Annotated in this window: 18 protein-coding genes and 1 tRNA gene; 12 read left to right on the top strand and 7 right to left on the bottom strand. The window is 47.7% G+C overall.

The annotated features are described in order from the left end of the window. The first annotated feature begins 205 nt into the window (after positions 1 to 205). The 10 genes from queA to C5O19_RS01450 all read left to right on the top strand — a co-directional run bounded on the left by queA (position 206) and on the right by C5O19_RS01450 (position 9222). The gene (queA, locus tag C5O19_RS01495) at positions 206 to 1261 is read left to right on the top strand and encodes a tRNA preQ1(34) S-adenosylmethionine ribosyltransferase-isomerase QueA (protein WP_104709600.1); all 1056 of its coding nucleotides are present in this window, start codon (positions 206 to 208) and stop codon (positions 1259 to 1261) included. 51 nt (positions 1262 to 1312) lie between these two features. Next, positions 1313 to 1993: a 2-C-methyl-D-erythritol 4-phosphate cytidylyltransferase gene (locus tag C5O19_RS01490; protein ID WP_104709599.1), complete on the top strand. Its 681-nt coding sequence runs from the start codon at positions 1313 to 1315 to the stop codon at positions 1991 to 1993. A gap of 187 nt (positions 1994 to 2180) precedes the next feature. Then, positions 2181 to 3140 (top strand): YitT family protein, encoded by a 960-nt coding sequence (locus C5O19_RS01485; RefSeq protein ID WP_104709598.1) that lies wholly within the window; start codon positions 2181 to 2183, stop codon positions 3138 to 3140. A 268-nt stretch (positions 3141 to 3408) separates the two neighbouring features. Further along, positions 3409 to 3780, top strand: a complete 372-nt coding sequence (locus C5O19_RS01480) for a BlaI/MecI/CopY family transcriptional regulator (protein ID WP_104709597.1) — start codon at positions 3409 to 3411, stop codon at positions 3778 to 3780. 97 nt (positions 3781 to 3877) lie between these two features. Further along, positions 3878 to 5149 carry a M56 family metallopeptidase gene (locus tag C5O19_RS01475; RefSeq protein WP_165795911.1) on the top strand — a complete coding sequence of 424 codons (1272 nt, stop codon included), beginning with the start codon at positions 3878 to 3880 and terminating at the stop codon, positions 5147 to 5149. Between the two features lie 174 nt (positions 5150 to 5323). Further along, the gene (locus tag C5O19_RS01470; RefSeq protein ID WP_104709595.1) at positions 5324 to 6613 is read left to right on the top strand and encodes a tetratricopeptide repeat protein; all 1290 of its coding nucleotides are present in this window, start codon (positions 5324 to 5326) and stop codon (positions 6611 to 6613) included. 88 nt (positions 6614 to 6701) lie between these two features. Further along, a complete protein-coding gene (locus tag C5O19_RS01465) occupies positions 6702 to 7517 on the top strand; it encodes an energy transducer TonB (protein ID WP_104709594.1) in 816 nt (271 codons plus the stop codon). A 221-nt stretch (positions 7518 to 7738) separates the two neighbouring features. Next, a complete protein-coding gene (locus C5O19_RS01460; protein WP_104709593.1) occupies positions 7739 to 8047 on the top strand; it encodes an isoamylase early set domain-containing protein in 309 nt (102 codons plus the stop codon). Positions 8048 to 8364: 317 nt separating this feature from the next. Continuing rightward, entirely contained in the window at positions 8365 to 8718 is a 354-nt protein-coding gene (locus tag C5O19_RS01455; RefSeq protein WP_104709592.1) for a hypothetical protein, read from the top strand. A 111-nt stretch (positions 8719 to 8829) separates the two neighbouring features. Continuing rightward, positions 8830 to 9222 (top strand): gamma-glutamylcyclotransferase family protein, encoded by a 393-nt coding sequence (locus tag C5O19_RS01450; RefSeq protein ID WP_104709591.1) that lies wholly within the window; start codon positions 8830 to 8832, stop codon positions 9220 to 9222. On the opposite strand, the gene C5O19_RS01445 is transcribed toward C5O19_RS01450, so the two are convergent. Both C5O19_RS01445 and C5O19_RS01440 read right to left on the bottom strand, forming a co-directional pair. Beyond that, positions 9219 to 9878 (bottom strand): response regulator transcription factor, encoded by a 660-nt coding sequence (locus C5O19_RS01445; protein ID WP_104709590.1) that lies wholly within the window; start codon positions 9876 to 9878, stop codon positions 9219 to 9221. The two genes, C5O19_RS01450 and C5O19_RS01445, sit on opposite strands and share 4 nt — an antisense overlap. Before the next feature lie 6 nt (positions 9879 to 9884). Then, positions 9885 to 10673 (bottom strand): sensor histidine kinase, encoded by a 789-nt coding sequence (locus tag C5O19_RS01440; RefSeq protein WP_104709589.1) that lies wholly within the window; start codon positions 10671 to 10673, stop codon positions 9885 to 9887. Positions 10674 to 11217: 544 nt separating this feature from the next. On the opposite strand from C5O19_RS01440, the gene C5O19_RS01435 reads away from it, so the two are divergent. After that, positions 11218 to 12492 (top strand): replication-associated recombination protein A, encoded by a 1275-nt coding sequence (locus tag C5O19_RS01435; protein WP_104709588.1) that lies wholly within the window; start codon positions 11218 to 11220, stop codon positions 12490 to 12492. Positions 12493 to 12673: 181 nt separating this feature from the next. Here C5O19_RS01435 and C5O19_RS01430 read toward each other — a convergent pair whose 3' ends face one another. Then, on the bottom strand, positions 12674 to 13054 hold the full coding sequence (locus tag C5O19_RS01430; RefSeq protein ID WP_104709587.1) for a DUF423 domain-containing protein: 381 nt from the start codon (positions 13052 to 13054) through the stop codon (positions 12674 to 12676). Positions 13055 to 13249: 195 nt separating this feature from the next. On the opposite strand from C5O19_RS01430, the gene C5O19_RS01425 reads away from it, so the two are divergent. Then, positions 13250 to 15919, top strand: coding sequence for an MGH1-like glycoside hydrolase domain-containing protein (locus C5O19_RS01425; protein ID WP_094812401.1), 2670 nt, complete (start codon positions 13250 to 13252; stop codon positions 15917 to 15919). A 53-nt stretch (positions 15920 to 15972) separates the two neighbouring features. Here C5O19_RS01425 and C5O19_RS01420 read toward each other — a convergent pair whose 3' ends face one another. From C5O19_RS01420 to rpsA, 4 genes are all read right to left on the bottom strand, one after another. After that, complete coding sequence (locus tag C5O19_RS01420) at positions 15973 to 17730, bottom strand: alpha-L-fucosidase (RefSeq protein ID WP_104709586.1); 1758 nt, start codon at positions 17728 to 17730, stop codon at positions 15973 to 15975. Between the two features lie 286 nt (positions 17731 to 18016). Next, on the bottom strand, positions 18017 to 19552 hold the full coding sequence (gene purH, locus C5O19_RS01415) for a bifunctional phosphoribosylaminoimidazolecarboxamide formyltransferase/IMP cyclohydrolase (protein ID WP_104709585.1): 1536 nt from the start codon (positions 19550 to 19552) through the stop codon (positions 18017 to 18019). A gap of 146 nt (positions 19553 to 19698) precedes the next feature. Then, positions 19699 to 19769: transfer RNA gene (locus C5O19_RS01410), tRNA-Cys, on the bottom strand. Between the two features lie 230 nt (positions 19770 to 19999). Further along, positions 20000 to 21778: a 30S ribosomal protein S1 gene (gene rpsA, locus C5O19_RS01405; protein ID WP_094812407.1), complete on the bottom strand. Its 1779-nt coding sequence runs from the start codon at positions 21776 to 21778 to the stop codon at positions 20000 to 20002. Positions 21779 to 22001 lie beyond the last annotated feature (223 nt).

Below are 22001 nucleotides of genomic sequence, written 5' to 3'. Positions count from 1 at the left end.
GGAAATCTTCTGATAAATAGGGAAAGTCTAAAGTAGAACGATCGCTAGATGGGATGCAAGCAAAATGTGGAAGAAAGGGCCGTTTTAAGGGGTTAAACGGTACCCGATATTTAAAAGATTTTCACAAAAAATCCAAAAAAGCTTGACATTCGGTAGTAAGAAATTGCATATTTAGCCAAAACTATCTGGTATCTAGCTGAATTCCATGAAGTTATCCGAATTTAAATTTGATTTGCCGCAAAATCTTATCGCTCTTCACCCGGCCGAACGCGGCGATGCCCGGCTGATGGTAGTTAATCGGCAAACCAAGCAAATTGAACATCGAAAATTCGGTGACATTGTATCATACTTCGGCGACGGAGACACCATGGTAGTCAACGATACGAAAGTTTTTCCAGCCCGTCTTTACGGAAGCAAGGAAAAAACCGGTGCTCAAATTGAAGTTTTCCTATTGCGGGAGTTGAACCGTGAGCATCGCCTCTGGGACGTACTCGTTGACCCGGCTCGTAAAATTCGGGTGGGCAATAAGTTATACTTTGGTGATAGTGATCTGGTTGCTGAGGTAATTGACAATACGACTTCCCGGGGCCGTACCATTCGTTTCCTGTACGACGGTGATCACAGTGCTTTGATGAAGGCCATCCACGAACTGGGTGAAACGCCGCTACCGGAGGAAATCAAAAACCGTCGTAAAACGACCGATGAAGATCGCGAACGTTACCAGACGATTTTTGCCGACGATAATAAGGTAGGAGCCGTAGCTGCCCCAACGGCAGGGTTGCACTTTACCAAGAATATCGTCAAGCGAATGGAAATCAACGGAACGCAATTTACGCCCATCACTCTGCATGTGGGATTGGGTACGTTCCGTCAGGTTGACGTCGAAGATTTAACTAAGCACAAAACGGATTCTGAGCCGTATTTCATTCCACCCGCTACGGCTGAGGTGGTTAATGCTTCGCTCGACGCCAATAAACGCGTTTGCTCCGTTGGAAATACCGTACTGAAAACGCTGGAATCATCCGTATCGGCGAATGCCCGCCTGAAACCCAGTGAAGGCTGGACGGATCGGTTCATTTTCCCTCCGTACGACTTTAAGATCAGTAACGCCCTGCTGACTAATCTCCACTTGCCCGAGTCTGTCCTGCTGATGGGCGTTTGTGCCTTCGGTGGTTATGATCTCGTCATGCAGGCCTACGAGATAGCGATGAAGGAAAAATACAAGTTCTTTAGTTACGGTGATCTAATGTTGATTTTATAGTCGAAACCGGACGTGTGCTAGCCATACGTCCGGTTTTGCGTTTTTCTCTGCATGAAGCAATACGCCATTCTGGTGGCGGGCGGAAGTGGCAGCCGTATGGGTGTTGCCCTGCCCAAGCAATTTCTATCCGTTGCGGGTAAGCCTATTCTGGTTCATACGCTCGAACGGTTTCTGGCCTATTCCGCCGATCTTCAAGTTATTCTTTGCCTGCCAGCCGATCAGCTGGCGTACTGGCAGGAGCTCAAACAAGCGTATCCGCTTACCTTCACTCACCCCATCATCGAAACGCCTGGAGGAGCAAGTCGCTTCCAATCCGTGCGAAATGGCCTACAACGTATTGAAGACAATGAAGGAATCGTGGCCGTGCACGATGGCGTACGTCCCTTTGTCCCCGTAGAGGTCATCGCCGAAAGTTTTCGTACGGCCGCTCAGCAGGGTACGGCAGTAGTATCCGTGCCTGCGAAAGATTCAATCCGACTGGTGCACAGCGAAACGGAAAACCAGGCCCTCGACCGTTCCCAATTACGACTGGTACAAACACCACAAACGTTTCAGGTAGCTCTATTAAAGAAGGCTTTTGAACAATCCGAAAGTCCGTTATTCACCGACGATGCCAGCGTAGCCGAAGCAGCTGGATTTCCGATTTTCCTGGTGGAAGGTTCATACGAAAATATCAAAATCACTACTCCCGAAGATTTATGGATGGCCGAAGCCATCCTTCAACGGTCTTAATCCAGGTCCACCCCTCCTTTACTTTATTAACTTTTCTTACAAAAAAATATTCCGCATTAGAATTTACTAATCTAATGTGGATAACTCTTGTTTTTGCCGAAAACATGAGTTAAAATCCTTATATTTACTGATTGCCCATTCGAGGGTAGCTTTTATTTTTTATATATTCCTTCCTCATACTAGCTTTATGCATCACACGTCTCCGCCTCTCTTACAAGCAGCTATTGCCTCGACTAGCCGAGGACCTGTACGACGTTTTCTACGTAGTCAGATCCGGGTCTTTCGTCAAACGTCTCCCCGACAAATCATTAAGGATAACCTGCTTATCGCGATGGGAATTTTTACCGCTGCCATTGGGCTTCGCGGCTTTCTTCTCCCCAGCGAATTTCTAGACGGCGGGGTAACGGGTATTTCGCTGCTGGTTCGGGCACTGACGGGCTGGGATCTCTCCATTCTTTTGATTGCCTTTAATATTCCGTTTATCGTTCTGGGTTATCGACAGATTTCCCTGGGTTTTGCGATACGTACTCTGGTAGCCATTATCTGCCTGGCTCTGTCTCTGGCTTTTCTGCAGTTGCCTGTCTTCACGCACGATAAGTTACTGATTGCTGTCTTCGGCGGATTCTTTCTTGGGGCGGGTATCGGTATGTCTATTCGGGGCGGCTGCGTCCTCGACGGTACTGAAATTCTGGCTCTGTACCTGAGTCGTAAAACGGGTTTTACCGTAGGTGACATCATCATGGCCATTAACGTTTGTATTTTTAGCGTATCGGCCATCCTGATTAATGTCGAAACGGCTCTCTATGCCATGCTTACCTACTTCTCGGCTTCCCGTACTATCGAATTTATTATTACGGGTCTGGAAGAATATACGGCTATTACCATCGTTTCGGAAAAGAGTGAGTACATCCGGCGAATGATCGTGAATGAAATGGGCCGTGGCGTAACCATGTTCAAAGGACAACGAGGATTTGGTAAACGCGGCGAACGCGACGGCGATATTGACATTGTGTATACCGTAATTACACGGCTGGAAATTACGCGACTTAAAAATGCAGTCGCCAAAATCGATAATCAAGCCTTTATCGTGCAGCACAGCATTCAGGATACCAAAGGTGGAATGATTAAAAAACGAGCCTTTCACTGAGTAGCTGCCAGCCCACAAGGCTGGCAGTTTTTATATCAATCCAGGTCTAGCCTAGCTTAAGGGAACTTTGCAGTAAGATCTTTCCTTTCTAAGTGTATTCAACTGATTTTCAGCCACACCCGACTTCTAGAAACTATTTATCGAAAAAAACGAAAAAAATAGTTGTTAAACTAAAATATTAGTTTAACCTTTGGACTAAGGATACTTCTGGAAGACGAAGAGGCCTGCTGTTCGCATCCTTGAAGTAGCCATTAAACGATGCACAATTATGGTTGAAAAAGAACTTACCCGAGCCGAAGAGCAGATTATGCACGTACTCTGGACGCTGGAAAAAGGTTTTGTAAAAGACGTTCTAGATCAATTGCCTGAGCCAAAACCGGCTTATAATACTGTTTCTACCATTATTCGGATTCTGGAACAGAAAGGCTTCGTAGGGCATACGGCCTATGGCAAATCGCACCGATACCATCCCCTCATTACGAAGGAACAGTACCGAACGTTTGCCACCGAAAAATTAATGGAAGGGTATTTCGGCAATTCCATCGGCAGTTTGTTCTCGTTTTTCGTGAAGAAAAAGAAAGTGGAGCTCAACGAAGCTGACGATATTCTGAAAATGATTGAGCAGATGAAGAAGCAGTAAAGCCTGTTCCGCGTCCGTTCCGCCTATGCCCTACACGGGCAAGAACAGCCCACACCCTCTATCCACCTTTAAACGACCGAAAGGCCATTCCATCGGTATGAATTGGTTGCACTATCTCCTGCAAGTAAATCTGTATTTGGCTGGTTTTTATGGCTTTTACTGCATCCTGCTCCGACGGGAAACGTTTCACCAGCTTAATCGCAGCTTCCTGCTGGCAGGTACGGCTCTGGCTTTTTTTATTCCCGCCATCCAGTCCGATTGGGTACGGAGCTGGTTTGTAACGCAGCAGGTCAACGAGTCGATCTACGCTTATTATAACCCAAGCGTAGTCTTCATTCGGCCCAATTATCTGGATAACCACGAATCGGCTCATCCACTGGCCTGGGGACACGTACTGGCGGTCGTTTATATGTGTGGGATGCTTTTTCTGTTAGGAAAGTTCGCCTTCCAGCTCATGCGACTGAGCGATTTAATTCGGTATCGGTACCATCGTAAAACGAATACGGCATTTGCGTTTTTCAATCACTTTTTCGTCGGTAAAAATCTATCCAACCGGCAAACGATTGAAGCCCACGAACGCGTCCATGTACGGCAGCTTCACTCCGCAGACGTGGTCTTTTTTGAGTTGGTCGCCATTATCAACTGGTTCAATCCACTGGTTTACTTAATGAAGCAGGACATTCGTCTCTTGCACGAATACCTGGCTGACGAAGTGGCCAGTAAGTGCGAACCCAGTCGGGCGGATTACGCTATGCTTTTATTTTCCCAGCAGTTTGGGGTCAATACGACGGATTTAGTTCATCCTTTTTTTAATAAATCGCTTCTTAAACCTCGCATCAGTATGTTACAGAAAACGCCTTCCAGCACTGCGGCTCTGGGTAAGTATGGATTAATTTTACCCGTCTTTGGGACCATGCTCTTTCTTTCAACCGCTTTTTCGGAGCAAGTAACGGCTCAATCCCAACCCGCTACGCCTGCGAAACCTTCGCAACAGCCCGCTAAACCCAGCCAGCCCGCTTCCGCCCCTGATGTGTATACCGTTGTTGATAAAGCAGCTGGGTTCCCGGGTGGTCAGAGGGCTATGTATGATTTTCTGGCTAAAACTGTTAACTATCCGAAGCCTGCGGCACGAGCAAATGTCGAAGGAAGAGTATTTACCCGATTCGTGGTTGAAAAAGATGGCTCGCTTAGTAATATTGAGATTGCAAAAGGCCTGGGTTTTGGTTGTGACGAAGAAGCCATGCGGGTCTTAAACGCCATGCCGAAATGGGAACCGGGTATAGTTAAGGGAGAAACCGTTCGTAGCTACTACAACTTGCCGATTTACTTTACGATGGACAAAAAGAAAACAGCCAAAGCTTCCAAGTAAAGCTTTGTTGGAGTAGTAGCCATTTTACGGGAACGCTTTCCCTGATTGCTTCTTTCAAGTATAAAATGCTCCCCGCGACGTATACGATCTAGCGTAGTATACGATTTCATTCAAGACTATTCTCTTTTCTGATAATTGGTACCCTTAGCGTAACACTTCAACTCACTTATCGCTATGACTTTCCGATTTTTACCTCTACTCCTGTTGCTACTGGAGTGCCTGACAGGTATGGCCCAATCCCAGCATGAACCTTGGATACAGGCCCAGGAACATATTCGTCGCGGGGAGTATATCCAATCGGTTCCAATCCTGCAAAAGCTTGTGGAAAGTGATAGTATGCAAGTAGAAGCAGCCCTGCAATTAGGCTTTGTACAACAGCGGCTGGGCCAGTTTCCAGCGGCCCGAAAAACGTATGAAACCGTACTGCGACGTGATACGAGCCAGACCGAGGCATTGAATCAACTGGCGATACTGTTCGAAAAAAACGCTCAGTATCTTCGGGCCTTGCACTATTATCAACGTCTCATCCAACTCGACACGACGAATGCGTATCTGTTTAAACAGGCTGCTGTCCAGTATAGTCGTCTGGAGCAGTTGGGTCAGGCTATCACATGTTACAACAAAGCCGTAGCTCTTAATCCGCAGGACATTGAGTCGTGGGCGGAGTTGACGCGGATTCATTTAGATATGAATGACCAGGCTCATTCAATACTGGCGAATGAATGCGTGCAAAAAGGCTTGGCTCTTGACCCCAATTCCATACGTCTCTTGTTACAAAAGAGCCGGGTCGATTTTCGGCTAGGACACTTTGCAGAAGTAGTTACCAGTCTTCAGAAAACCATGGCTCAGGGTGATTCCTCGGCTTTTTACCAGCGAATGTTAGGGCGGGCGTATTACGAAATTGATAGTCTGGATCAATCCATTTTTACGTTCCGGCGACTACTGAATGCGGGGGAAGAAACGGAATACGTATACGGTGGTTTGGGTACAGCTTATCTGCTCAAGGCAAAAAAAGATTCGGCTCATTTTGATCTCAATGCCTTCCGTAATTTCAAACAGGCTATTCAACTGGCACAAACCCGGGTGCCTGACTACCAGATGGGCCTGGGAGATGTCTATGAACTGGAAGGCAAACCTGCGTCCATCAAACGGGCTATTAAAATCTATCAGGAAACCTTTAACCTGTCCGAACGTCCGAAGGCTCTGTACCGACTGGCTCAGTTGCACGATACCTATCAGGTAGATATGGAACTGGCAAAGACGTATTATCAGGAACTCATCAAAACTTGTAAAGTCATTGTGAGTAATCCCCGGAACGCTAGACCCATGGAAATGCTAGATTGTGCGTATGCAACGCTGGCGGCAAATCGACTGGCCGAACTTAATAAGTTAACTCCCAACGCTACTGCTCCGCTGGCTCAGGACAGTGTTCAGGTAGTGGCCGATACTACCAAAAACGATTAATCATTTTCCACTAAACCCTTTATGGCCCGTTCATTCGGGCTTTTTTCTCCACTCTTATAACTAAAAATTTAGTTTAAATTATACACCCATGGAAACGTATCAAACCCTCGAAGACTATGTTTTTGCGAATCGCAATCAGGCATACGGAGCTTATGAGCTACGCCAAAGTATAAGCCAGTACCTCCGTTGGGCAACCATAATCAGCATCAGCCTATTTCTGCTACTCGCTTTAGCTCCCGTACTTTTTGCTCATTTATCTGCTTCAAAAAGTTCGGTCTCTGCTCATCTTACGCCGGTGAAAGTAGAACTTGAAACGCCTGAGATTCCCCAAACACCCCCTACCCTGCCTCCACCGCCCACTCCTGACGTTCCTCAAACGAACACGTATGAATTTAAACCCCCAGTTGTAGTCGCTGATGAGCAGGTCCCTGACGATTCATTTCTGGCCACCCAAGAACAATTGCAAGTACATCAGGCTGGTTCGCGGACGTTTCTGGAAGGTAATGACCTGCCTGCCATCGTAGACGTCACGGAAAGTTCTGGGAAAAAGGAGGAGCTGATTGTAGAAGTCAGTCCCAAGGAAAACAATGAAGTGATGCTGACGGTCGAAATTCAGCCAGAATATCCGGGCGGAATGGAGGCGTTCAATCAGTATTTACGAAAGAATCTTCGTTATCCTACGCAGGCCCAGCAGGCCAATGTGAGTGGCAATGTGTATCTCTCGTTTGTGGTCGAAAAAGACGGAAGCATCACGCAGCTTCAGATTCTGAAAGGATTAGGTTTCGGCTGTGATGAAGAGGCTCAACGGGTGTTACAGGCAATGCCCCGCTGGAAACCCGGCCGCCAACAGGGTCGAGCAGTTAAGTGTCGGTTTAATCTACCTATAGCGTTCCGCCTTGAATAAGTTTTGTGTACTAGCTTATTAAGAAAATGATAGAGAAGGCGGGAAGAAACGGAGAGGTTTTCGTAGCACACCACTTCAACTGAACAATTGAACTTTACCAATAAAAAATTTCAAATAGTATATTCCGGTGTTTAGCGTAATTTAAATTTCTGATAATCAGTTGCTTTGTATTGTCGTTAATTGCATATTTGCCTCTGTAAATCAAATGGAATAATCCAACCATGAGTCTGTCTAAGCAAACACTCAAGAGTAAGCCTGTTACAAAGGTCACGTTCACTGTTCCTTCTGAGCATTGCAATGGAGCTAAAGCAGTTGCCGTTGTAGGTGAATTCAACGGATGGGATGCCGATGCTACTCCTTTGAAAAAACAAAAAGATGGTTCTTTTAAAGGCACTGTTGAATTAACAACTGGCAAAGAATACCAATTCCGCTATTTGATCGATGGCGAAGTCTGGATCAATGAAACTGAAGCGGATAAATTTGTTGCTAGTGGCATTTCTATGGAAGAAAACTCAGTGGTTGTCCTGTAATATACGGTACATCATTTTTCTCAATCCCCGGCTTTTTTATAAAGTCGGGGATTTTTTTGTTACAGCTTGCAACGTTTATGCCTGCTTTTGCATCCTTTACCCAGAAACCAAATCAATCACCAGCACGGAAGTGCTTTTCAAAGAAAAAGTAAAAAATTTAGGTACCATGTATTGCAAAGTACCTAACAACACCTATCTTTGTACTATCAAAATCAGAGCAGCGATACCGTTTAGTTTCCGTTCATCCCGAAGTGGTAGCATAAACTAATTTTTTATCGTTGTTTTGAATCACCTCCGAACGTAAACTCCTTTCAGCCATGAAGTTCTTTGGTCTTGCATTCCGAAAAATTTCCTTCCTGTTGGTATTGCTGGGATTATTCAATGTCCAAGGTTTCGGTATGGGTACTCCCCACCGTTTGTATACCGGTAAAGGACTCGTTACACAACTAGCTCGTAAAACCAGTACGCTGGTACATACCAAACCCAACGAAATTCCAGCTAAAGCTGCGACCATCACTTCCTATCCGAAAGTGGCTCGTTCATTAATGACAGTGGTGCTGGACTGGGCGATACAACTCTTTACGTCTCATGAAGACGTAACTACGATACCTTCGCAGAAGAACCGGACCCCTCAGGGCCGTTCCATCTGCCCGACCATTTATCAGGTCTAACGCTTTTTTAGTTTTGGTTAAGGGTTATTTGGACAAAGCCGCTCACTTGAGCGGCTTTGCCTTTAGAAGCCCTATGTTCTTCCATTTGATTTTTAATTATATTTCCTTCCTATGAACTACCTATTTGTCTACGGAACCTTACGACGAACGGCCAACCATGCGATGCATGAGGTGTTGCAGCGGCAGGCCCAGTGGGTAGATGAAGGTTCAGTACCCGGAAAACTCTACCTGATTGACTGGTATCCGGCTCTGATCCGTAGTGAAGAAACGGGCGACTTGGTAAAAGGTGAAGTATATTGGTTACCGGACCCAGAACGTACCTTTGCCGAACTGGACCCTTATGAAGGGTACTATCCCGAAGACGAAGCCCATTCCGATTATCTACGGCAACCCGAAACAGTGCAACTCAGTAATGGCACCACCGTACAGGCTTGGGTATACATCTACAACTTACCCACGTTAGGGTTGACGCAGATTGAGAGTGGTGATTTTCTCAATCGTTAGTACAAGCCGTTCTTCACCGCATACACGACCATAGCCGCCGTATTTTTTGCTCCGATTTTCTCCATGATACGGGTACGGTGTCCCTCTACGGTACGATCACTGATATAGAGTTTTTCGGCAATTTCAGCGTTGGTCAGTCCACTGCAAATGAGCTGCAGTACTTCATGTTCGCGTTCACTCAAGGGCGTTTGCGAAGAAAAAGAAGGCTTCCGGGGCCTCGAGCGTTCGACCATCCGACGGTGCATGACCTTGGTCAGGAATGCTCCATAGTAATAGTTTTCCTCCATTACGGTTCGAATGGCCTTGACAACCTCGTCCGGATCGCTGTCTTTGATTAGGTAGCCATTAGCCCCTAGTTCCATAAGATTGGTTACAAATCCATCGTCATCGTGCATGGAAATGATGATAATCTTCACCTCTGGGAAACGGTTTCTTAACTGTTCCGTGGTTTTAATACCATCCAGAACGGGCATTTGTAAATCCAGTAAAACGACATCGGGGACCTGAAAAGCCAATTGTGTGAGCAAATCCTGCCCATCCTGAGCCTCCATAATGACCTCAATCGAATCGTAGGTTTTCAAGATATTGGCCAGTCCCCTCCGAAAAAGGGCGTGATCGTCGGCAATAGCTACGCGAATGTGGGAAGTTCCACTCATAAATAATCAAGACGTATGCAGTGGAATGTCAACGACGGTATGCGTTCCCTGACCCGGAGAAGTTTCAAACACCACATGCCCTCCTACTACGCTCAGACGGCTTTCGATGTTTTTCAAGCCTAGAGGAGTTGTTTGCTGTTGAACTTTCGGCCAGTCGAAGCCCATTCCATTATCACTTAATGTAAAAAAAACTCGTTTGGGTTGATACAACAATAACAACTCAATACGACTCGCGTCGGCGTGTTTCAGGCTATTCTGGAGTAACTCCTGAGCTACCCTAAATAAAATAAACTCGACGGATCGATCGAGTCGGTATTCTTCACCACGGCACTCCAGGTCAATCAGTACTTCGGGGTGAGCGTGTTGTACCTTTTCAACTAATTCCTGTAATACCACTACTAGACCCAGTTTTTCGAGAGCGGGTGGCTGAATCTCTTTGGTGATTCGCCGAACGTTTTTTACTGCCTCTTCGAGTAAGCGTTTGGTTTGCTCAGCACTCTGTAACGATTCGGGACAATTATCTAAATAACGGGTTACTAGTGAAAAACTCATTCGCGTAGCCGATAGCAAACTCCCGATATCTTCATGTAAATCAGCGGCAATTCGCTGAGCTTCTGCTTCCTGGGAACGAATGCTAGCTTCAAGACTACCTTCCAAGTATCGAATGAATTCTTTCTGACGCAACTGCTTCCGCCGAGTGATTACAAAGAACAGCAGGCTACTCAAACCCATGAGTGCTGTAAATGTAATACCGGCCGCCAGCGTCAGCGGAAAGTCATCTAGGGTGTGGTTCATGGATGGCTATTCTAAAACCAATGCCAAAATTATTCGCTTTTTATGCTCATTAATTCTCGGATCACTCTGAGCCCTATACAGAAATGGCTAACGGCTCTCTTTTGACCCGCTGATAGATGGGAGATTTTTGCAATCATCTCCTACTTACAACCGTTGGGCGTATCGACGAAAGGTCAATTACCCGCTTTCTTATCCTATACGTATGGGAAGTCCTAAAGTAGTGACAACTAGTTTTTGCTAGACAAACTAAAAACCAAGGTTTGTTTGGGAAGCTTTTTCAGAGGATTGGCAACTAAGGATCGGTCTCCGGCTTATTTAGTCAGTAAATTTGCATGGATTCCGTATGGCCTCCAACTTTTCTTTAAAAATCAAGGGGAAAGCCGGATAAAATCAAGGGAAAATACCTAAGTACTACCGCCCATTTTACTGGATTGGTTCTGGCAAAGTGGTTCAATTTTTTGACAGAATCGGCTATCAGCAAACTTGCTTTCACTAGGTACCTTGGGCGTTTACTAATAAAAGTAGGAAATTTTCTGCACTTCGTATGCCACCACTCGCAGAACGTATGCGTCCCCGGACGCTGGATGAATACATTGGTCAACAACATTTATTAGGACCGAAAGCCGTACTCCGCCAAGCCATCGATGCCCAGCGGATTCCCTCCATGATTCTCTGGGGGCCACCGGGTGTGGGTAAAACGACCCTGGCAACCCTCATTTCGCAGTCACTGAAAGTCCCATTCTTTAGCCTTTCCGCGATTAATTCGGGCGTAAAGGATATTCGCGAAACGATTGAATCGGCTTCTAAACAGCGATTTTTCAGTTCAGCAAGTCCTATCTTGTTCATCGACGAAATCCACCGTTTTTCCAAATCGCAACAGGATTCGCTGTTGGGGGCCGTCGAACGGGGCATCGTCACGCTCATTGGAGCTACCACCGAAAACCCCTCCTTCGAAGTTATTCCGGCTCTGCTTTCGCGGTGCCAAGTATACGTACTTAAATCAATTGAAAAAGAAGACCTGATCCAGATGATTGACCGGGCTCTGGCTCAGGATGAGTACCTGAAAGACCGGGACATTCGGGTCGAAGAATACGAAGCCATGTTACAGCTTTCAGGAGGTGATGGCCGAAAGTTGTACAATATTCTCGAACTGATTACCAATTACCAGCGAGCGGGCGAACCGCTGGTAATTACCAACGAACTGGTCTTCGAGAAAGTCCAGCAAAACATTGCTCTGTACGATAAAGGCGGCGAAGCTCATTACGACATCGCTTCGGCCTTTATCAAATCCATTCGCGGTTCGGACCCCAACGCAGCCATTTACTACCTGGCCCGTATGCTCGACGGCGGCGAAGACATTGAATTCATCGCCCGTCGAATTCTGATTTCAGCCGCTGAAGATGTGGGTCTGGCTAATCCCAACGCTTTGTTACTGGCCGAAAGCTGTTTCCAAGCGGTGAAAGTACTCGGCATGCCCGAAGCCCGTATTCCGCTGGCTGAAGCGACTATTTATCTGGCTACCTCACCCAAAAGCAATTCGGCGTACGCCGCCATCAATCAGGCTCTGGAGCTGGTTCAGAAAACCGGGGCTCAGCCCATTCCACTCCACCTGCGGAATGCTCCGACCAAGCTGATGAAAGAGTTGAATTATGGGAAAAACTATCAGTATGCCCATCAATTCAAGAACAACTTCGTCGAGCAGGAATTTTTACCCGAATCCTTAACGGGCACCAAGCTCTTCGATCCGCAGGAAAACGGTGCCGAAGAGAAAATCCGCGAACGCCTCCGAGCCTTATGGCAGGAGAAGTATGGGTATTGAGGTAGATTGGCGTTTAAGGAGGTTTGAACAGGTTTCAAGTTTGCTAGAGGTGTAAGGTCTGAAATAGGAATATGGATTTGTACTTACAAATTTTTTATTCTTCGCCAACTTCCTATTTTTTAAACCTTAAACCATTGCAAACTCGAAACACTTTCAAATCTATTCAAACCTCCTCCCCTCCTCAAGCCTTTACCACCTGAAACGCCAGCAGTACCCAGCCAATAATCAGGGCGGTCCCACCGATAGGAGCAACGGCACCAAAGACTTTGATGCCCGTGAAGCAGATGGTATAGAGCGATCCGCTGAAAATGATGACACCAATCAGGAAAGCCCAACCCGCCCAGCCCAGTCCTTTTTCTACTGCGGGCAGCTGATTCATCAGTAAACCAATTGCCAGTAAGACCAGTGCGTGATAAAACTGATACCGAACAGCCGTTTCAAAAGTATCGAAGCGACCGGTTGCTACGAGCATGGGTTTTAGAGCGTGGGCACCAAAAGCCCCCAATCCAACGCCCAACGCCCCCAATAAAGAGCCAGCCAGCAGAGCAAATTTTGCAGTCATAGAAAAAAATACGTTAAGTCAGAAATTTTACGCTATTTATGGCCGTATCCTACACAGCCTTTCTCAGGAAGGCGTAAATTTCGGGTACGATCGTTACATTGTTTCGTAAAAGGTTACGAACCCGCCGAAGTTTTTATGGTTATGCCGTTCATGCTCAGCCGGATTCCCATGTCGTAACCCTCACTCTACTCACGTATGATTGCTGAAAAAGCTAGACTTTCCCAACGGGCAGACAACAAAGGATGGAAAAAGTGGGGCCCGTACTTGGCTGAACGCCAATGGGGTACGGTTCGCGAAGACTACTCTTCTAACGGCGATGCCTGGAATTTTTTCTCCCATGACGCCGCCCGCAGCCGGGCCTACCGCTGGGGTGAAGATGGAATTGGGGGAATCTCCGATAATAAAGGACACATTTGTTTTGCGTTTGGATTCTGGAATCATAAGGACGGTATTCTGAAAGAACGCCTGTTTGGATTGACCAACCCCGAGTCAAACCACGGCGAAGACGTCAAGGAATTATACTACTACCTGGATTCAACGCCGACGCACTCGTACATGAACATGCTGTATAAATACCCGCAGCAGGCCTTTCCGTACGAGCAGATTCTGGGCGAAAACCGTTCCCGCAACCGCGAACAGCCCGAGTTTGAAATCATCGATACCGGTGTTTTTGACAATGACGAGTACTTCGACATGAACATCGAGTACGCCAAAGCCGATGAAAGTGATATTCTGATTAAACTGACGGTCCATAACCGCGGTCCCAAGGCGGCACCCATTACGGTACTGCCTACGCTCTGGTTCCGGAATACCTGGATTTGGGGCTACGAAAATTACAGCGTTCGCCCCATGCTGACGGGGTACTCCAATTCGCTGATTGAAGTCAGCCACAAAATTCTGGGTAAGTACAAGTTGTACGTGGAAGACGCGGATGCCCTGCTTTTCTGCGAAAACGAAACCAACTTCGAACGGATCTATAACAGTCCCAACTTTTCACCGTACCCGAAAGATGGTATCAACGATTACATCGTTTCGAACGGAAAACGGAAAACGGTCAATCCCAATAATATCGGTACCAAAGCCTCGGCTCAGTACACCAAAACGGTCCCGGCGGGGGGTAGCTTTACCATCCGTTTGCGGTTTTCAAATTACTCCAATCACGAACCGTTTACTGATTTTGATACCATTTTTCAGCAACGGATCGAAGAGGCCGATGAGTTTTACGGAGATCTGCAAAAGAATGTAAAAGACGAGGAGCTACGGAAGATTCAGCGGCAGGCCTACGCGGGTATGCTCTGGTCCAAGCAGTTTTATTACTACAACGTCAACGAATGGCTTAACGGTGATCCGGCCATGCCCAAACCCGCTCCTGAGCGAAAGTTTGGAAGAAACCGGACCTGGCGGCACATGTATACGGCCAACATCCTGTCGATGCCCGACAAGTGGGAATACCCCTGGTTTGCGGCCTGGGATCTGGCCTTCCACTGTATCCCGCTGGCTCGCCTTGACCCGGATTTTGCCAAACGTCAGCTGGCCGTCGTGTTGCGGGAGTACTACATGCACCCTAATGGTCAGATTCCCGCTTACGAATGGACGTTCTCGGACGTGAATCCACCCGTACACGCCTGGGCTACCTGGAAAGTATACGAGATTGATAAGGAAATGAACGGCACCGGGGACATTGGCTTCCTCGAACGGGTGTTCCACAAACTGCTCCTCAACTTTACCTGGTGGGTTAACATCAAGGATGAACAGGGCAACAACATCTTCGGGGGCGGTTTCCTCGGTATGGATAACATCGGGGTATTTGACCGTTCGGCTCAGTTACCCCTGGGCGGCCATTTGGAGCAGGCGGATGGTACGGGCTGGATGGCCATGTACACGCTGAACATGCTCCGAATTGCCTGCGAAATTTCACTGGAACGACCCGCCTATCAGGATATGGCTTCGAAGTTTTTCGAGCACTTCCTGCACATTGCTGGAGCCATGAAATCGCTGGGTCGGGAAGAAATCAGCCTCTGGGACGAAGAAGATCAATTTTACTACGATTTACTCCACATTCCCAACGGCCCGAGCATGTTGCTGAAACTCCGGTCGATGGTCGGACTGATTCCGCTGTTTGCCGTGGAAGTACTGGACCCGGATTTGCTGGATACCCTGCCCGATTTCAAACGTCGCGTGGAATGGGTGCTGACGAATCGGCCCGATCTGGCTTCGCTGATTTCCCGCTGGTATGAACCCGGTAAGGGCGAAACCCGGCTGCTATCTATCATTCGTGGCCACCGGATGAAGATGATTTTGAAACGGGTATTCGACGAAGCCGAATTCCTGTCTGATCACGGGGTCCGTTCGCTTTCCAAATACTACGCCGATCATCCGTACGAGTTTCGGGTAGGAAATGAAGTGCTTCGCGTGGCCTATACGCCCGCTGAAAGTACGGGTTCAATGTTTGGGGGTAACTCCAACTGGCGGGGCCCGGTGTGGTTTCCAATGAACTTCCTGTTCGTGGATTCGCTCTTGAAATTCCACCAGTACTACGGCGATGATTTCGAAATTGAATATCCGACTAATTCGGGCGAACTGGTAACGATTAAAGAAGCGGCTCTGGCCGTAGCAGCCCGATTGATCAGCATCTTTACACCCGATCCGGAAACGGGGATTCGGCCCTATCAGCGGGATTACAAGAAATTCAATACGGATCCGCACTTTAAAGATCACCTCCAGTTTTTCGAGTACTTCAACGGAAATGATGGCTCCGGACTCGGAGCAGCTCACCAAACGGGCTGGACCGGGCTGGTAGCCGAGTTGATTGAGTACGTGCATACACTCAAACAAACCGTCGAAGCGGCTCGGTTGAAACAATAGAATTTAGCGTATTCAAAAACGGCTTTTCCTTTCAGAAAAGCCGTTTTTGTGTTTCATCGAATCCTGAATCCAACCACGTGTTCTAAAGATAACCCTTTGGGATAGGTAATCTGCAAACCGGCCTCTGTCTGAACCCAGCGAAGTTTTTGGGTACTGCCCAGGAGTTCTACTGCACGAATCGGTTGCTTCAGTAAACCTGCTTTTGTGCCCAGTGATTGAATGGTTAATACTTCCTCCTGCTTAGGAACGGTCATTCCGTAGGCGTATATGCTCCCGTCTTTGCCTCGCGTAAAGCGAAAATCTTTGGTACTAAACTGAAACTCGGCGTGACGTTTTCCCAGTTTTCCACCGGGCAATTTTCGCAGTTTGGCAGGTTTATCGGGGTTCTTCGGATCTTTCACCCATTCACCTTCGCCGTATTCTTTCCAGGCGTGACTTCCGTAGATACCTTCCCCATTGATTCGCATCCAGGCTCCAATTGCTTTTAACATCCGGGCACTGCCGGCATCCATCCCGCCGCTGGGCGTGAGCGATACGCAGAGCGTCAGGTTACCGTCCCGCGAGACGTATTCCAGCAGGGCCCGAATGACCATTCCGGCATCGTAGTAAAAATCCGGTTGATAAAACCAATCGCCCACGGCCATATCCGCCATCCAGGGCTGGTCGGTTTTTATACCCGCGGGATAACTTCCCTCAAAGGTTCGCCCCGCTCCCCGGTTTGTCGGAATAAACTTCACGATACTCAACTTATCGAGCTTTTTGCCCCGACTGCCTTTGTTGTAAAAATCAGCTACTATCCGGGCTCCGGCATCGCTCCGGTACCCCGAGCCACTTTTATAGCCGCTAAAAGGCTGGGTACTATTGCCATCGGTATAAATGAAATCCGGATCGTACTGATCGATCACGTCCTGGATTCGAAGGGCCCATTGCGTAGCGTACCAGCGGGCGTAGGTCAGGTGATTACCAAAAACACCCTGATTACCGAAAGCGATCGTAGGAATGGTAAAGGGCTTGCCGTTATGGACCAGACTGTCGTAGCGAATGGAAATCCCGTAGAGCAGACGCGGATCGAGTCCCTCCCACCATTTCCCTTTTCCATCAGCTAAGGTAAGGCTGCCATCGTACGGCACACCTGCTTTAGGACCGTTTTTATCCGCACCAAAAGCATCTTGCCACCACCACCAAGTATACTCGTGGTGAAAAGCCACGCCAAAACGCAGGCCCTGTTTCTGTAATTCCTTTTTCCACAAAGCCAGAAAATCCTTTTTTGGACCCACGCGTACGGAGTTCCAGGGATGATACTGGGAATTCCACAAATCGTAGTTATCGTGGTGTACCCCTACTACCAGAGCGTAGCGAAAACCGGCATCCTTGTATGCCTGTACCAAAGCCGCCGGATTCCAGTTGGTAGGATTCCATTGGTGCAGTACATCTTTATAGCCGAATTCTGAAGGGTGACCGAAACGTTTGAGGTGATTCTGATACGGCTCTGTACCTTCTTCGTACAAACGACGGGCGTACCAGTCACCGCTTTCGCCCGCCGCCTGCGGTCCCCAGTGAATGAAAATACCAAATTTACCTTCCCGCCACCAGTCCGGCTGACCGGGGTACTGGGCATCGATGGATTGCCAGGTCGGAGCAAACGGTCCCGCTGCAAGGGGAAAATCCATTTTCTCTTCTGGAAATAATTCCGGATTGTGGATAAATCCCAAAGCCTGCCGTTCCGTAGTAGGCATGGGCGGTAGCCTGTGCTGAGTCTGAGCGATACACGACGACACCGTAAGGAAGAAAAGACCGAGTACATTTCTCATACCAAGAAAAAGGTTTAGAGCGTCCTTTCCTTAATAGAGCGTTTTTTTGAAACCTGTACCTCATTTTGCATACGCAATCCAGGCCAAAGCTTTTGCTGAAATCATTCTCTTTTCTTCTCCACACCTCACTCCTTCAACAATGTGGATAACTTCCGTATCATGTGGATAACTACGCTTCACCAAACATAATTTTTCTTTAAAAGGCCGAGACAAGCCGTATTAAAACGAAAAAGCGTCCATTCCCGAAGAAATGAACGCTTTTGAAAGTTGTGGATAACTTTGAGAATTAGTGCTTGAAGTGACGAACGCCGGTGAATACCATAGCCAGTCCGTTTTCATTGCAATAATTAATGGAATCCTGATCCCGAACCGATCCTCCCGGTTGTACCACCGCCGTAACGCCCGCGTGGTGAGCGATTTCTACGCAGTCGGCGAAGGGGAAGAAGGCGTCAGAAGCCATGACGGCTCCGTTGAGATCGAATCCGAATTCTTTTGCTTTGGCAATCGCCTGTTTCAGGGCATCGACCCGGGAGGTTTGTCCCACACCACTCGCCAGCAACTGATTTTCTTTCGCCAGAACAATCGTATTGGATTTCGTATGCTTACACACTTTCAACGCAAATTCCAGAGCCTTGTATTCGCTTTCGGTCGGAGCTTTCTCCGTTTTGGGCGACATTTCAGCAGCGGTTTCTGCTACCGTGTCTTTATCCTGCACCAATACGCCATTCAATACTGTTTTGAACATGTGTTTCGTCGGCTGAACCACGTTACGCTTGAGCAGAATGCGGTTCTTTTTCGATTTCAGCAGGTCCAGAGCTGCTTCATCGTATTCCGGAGCAATCAGAATTTCCATGAACAGTTTGTTCAGTTCTTCCGCAACGGCCATGTCTACTTTTGTATTCGTCACGATCACACCACCAAAGGCCGATACTGGATCGCAGGAAAGGGCATTCAGGTACGCTTCTTTCGCCGTCGGAGCCGTGGCTACCCCGCAAGCATTGGTATGCTTGATGATCACGAATGTCGTATCCGTGAATTCGTCAATCAATTGTACGGAGGCATCCACATCAACCAGGTTGTTGTACGAAAGCTCTTTTCCGTTCAGTTGATCGAACATGCTTTTCAGATCGCCGTAGAACGTGGCCGACTGGTGCGGGTTTTCGCCGTACCGCAGGGAATTCTGGGGTAATTGCTTGAAGTTGAAAATATCAGCCGCCCGACCCGTGTAAGTTTGTCCGGCAAACCACTGATAAATCGCAGAATCGTATTGAGACGTAACGCCAAAGGCCAGCGTAGCAAAGTAGCGGCGTAATTCGAGGCTGGTTGACGCCTGGTGTTCCGAAAGAATGCGGAGCAGTTCGGCGTACTGGCTACGGTGCGAAACGATGAGTACGTCTTCGAAGTTTTTAGCCGCTCCCCGAATCAGCGAAATACCACCAATATCAATTTTCTCGATGATGTCTTCGTTACTACCACCCGCGGCTACGGTTTCTTCGAAAGGATACAGATCCACCACGACCAGATCGATGGCGGGAATTTCGTACTGTTCTGCCGTCTTTACGTCTTCTTCGTTATCGCGGCGGTACAGAATGCCACCGAAGATTTTGGGGTGAAGGGTTTTTACCCGGCCCCCGAAGATGGAAGGATAGCTGGTCAAATCCTCGACGGGCGTTACGGGAATGCCCATTTCTTCGATAAACGACTGTGTACCACCCGTTGAATATAACTGTACACCCTGACGGTGCAAAGATTCTACGATGGGTGCCAGGCCTTCCTTATGATAAACGGAGAGAAGAGCAGAAGTGATTTTTTTTTGAGACATTGGTCGGTCTATTAAAAACTCAGTTTCAGTATTCGAGTTTACAGTCTTCCGCAAAATCCGTCCTCCTTCGTCAGCACCGCGATTGCTTCAAACCAAAAAGACTATGAATAAAAAAACCCCGAGGAGAGCTCAGGGATTTTTTAGGGAGGTACCAAGCGGATTCGAACCGCTGTGGGAGGTTTTGCAGACCTCTGCCTAGCCTCTCGGCCATGGTACCTTGTGATTTTTCAAAAGCTTCTTTCGCTCTTGAGGCTGCAAAAATAAGGGGAAAATTAGCTGATTTCAGAAAAAGAGGTATTTTTTTTCTTCTTTTTCTGAAAAGATATTCCTTCTTTCTATCAGCAAGCTGATACAGAGCTATTTGTAATGAGACCTTTTGAGAGAGGGTACTAAAAAAGAAGGGCGAACCTTTCGGCTCGCCCTTGCTTTAGTAATTCGCGTCAGGAATTAGTTTCCACGTTCCATTTGCTCTTTCAGAGCAGCCAGAGCGTCGAGATCACCCAGAGTTGATTTTTCAGCAGAAGCAGAAGAGTTCGTTTTCTCTACAGCTTTTTGCGTTTTCTTCTTCTCTTCGGCTTTCACTTCATCCTTCACGTCGCCCCATACTTTCGTGTGAGAAACAACGATACGACGTTCTTCTTTATGGAATTCGATCACTTTGAAGTCGATAGACTCACCTACTTCAGCGTTCGAACCATCTTCTTTTGCCAGTTGCTTGATCGGAGCCTGTCCTTCGATACCGTAGGGCAGCTCAATCTGAGCAAACTTGTCAGACTTGGCAATGATCGTTCCTTTGTGTACGGATCCGATGGTGAAGACGTTCTCGAAAGTATCCCATGGGTTTTCTTCGAGTTGTTTGTGGCCCAGAGACAGACGACGGTTTTCAGCGTCGAGTTCCAGAACCACTACGTCCATTTTGTCACCAACTTTCGTGTATTCAGAAGGATGCTTGATCTTGCGAGTCCAAGACAGGTCAGATACGTGAACCAGACCATCGATTCCTTCTTCCATTTCGAGGAAGAGACCGAAGTTCGTCAGGTTACGAACCGTTCCTGAGTGTTTCGTACCCGGAGCATACTTCGACAGCAGCTCAGGACGAGTCCAGGGATCAGGCGTCAGTTGTTTGATGCCCAGAGACATTTTGCGTTCGCTACGATCGATCGTCAGTACAACGGCTTCGATTTCGTCGCCCACTTTCAGGAAGTCCTGAGGGTTACGCAGGTGCTGAGACCATGACATTTCTGACACGTGAATCAGACCTTCTACGCCCGGCTGAACTTCCAGGAACGCACCGTAATCGGCTACGTTCACGATTTTGCCTTTTACGCGAGCACCGGGTTCTACTTCGGCAGGAAGTGCTTCCCAAGGATGAGCCGTCAATTGCTTCATGCCGAGAGAGATACGCTTCTTGTCTTCGTCGAAATCCAGTACAACCACCTGAATGCGTTGGTCCAGTTTGAGGACTTCGCTTGGGTGGTTGATGCGACCCCAGGAGATATCGGTAATGTGCAGCAGACCATCCACACCACCCAGATCGATGAATACACCGAAGTTGGTCATGTTTTTGATCACGCCTTCGAGTACCTGACCTTTTTCCAGGTTCGTCAGGATTTGCTGACGTTGCTGCTCGAGGTCTTTCTCGATGAGGACTTTGTGTGAAACGACTACGTTATCATTGGCGTAGTTGATTTTCACCACTTTCACCTCCATACGCTTGCCAACGAAAACGTCGAAGTCGCGGATGGGTTTTACGTCGATTTGAGAACCGGGCAAGAAGGCTTCGATGCCGTAGATATCTACGATCAAACCACCTTTCGTCCGACGCTTCACAAAACCATCGATCACGAGGTCTTGATCCAGAGCCTTCTGAATATTATCCCAAGCCGTGATTACTTTCGCTTTTTTGCGGGAAAGAATCAGCTGACCGTTGGGGTCTTCCTGATTTTCAATGTACACTTCCACTTCATCACCGGCTTTCAGCTCGGGCATGTCACGGAATTCCGTACGGGGAACCATCCCGTCGGACTTGAAACCGATGTTCAGAATTACTTCACGATCCGTAATTCCAACCACGGTACCTTTTACTACTTCTTTTTCAGCTACCTGGCTCAGCGTACCTTCGTACAGAGCAGCCAGTTCATCACGCTGAGCTTTAGAGTAACCACTACCAAAGCCACGGTTGTCCGCGTGATCCCAATCAAAATCAGTTACTTGAGGTTGTGCCATAAGAGATTTTTGGCTCGCCCTGGATACATCAGCCGACCGGGCGAAGCTCCGGCTGAATTTTAGTGAATCCGCTTTTTTCAAAACGGAAGGCAAAGGTAGTTATTTTTCCTGATACTGAGCGAGTAATCTCCTAAAAAAATAGCTAGTCGCCCTTTTCGTTATAAACGCCTTCGTATCGTCTTTCCTCGTCTCTTCTTTGCCTGCATTCTTCCCATCGGCAGGA

The organism is Siphonobacter curvatus (genome assembly GCF_002943425.1).
Classification (GTDB): domain Bacteria; phylum Bacteroidota; class Bacteroidia; order Cytophagales; family Spirosomataceae; genus Siphonobacter; species Siphonobacter curvatus.
This window is presented reverse-complemented; position numbering and strand designations above follow the sequence as displayed.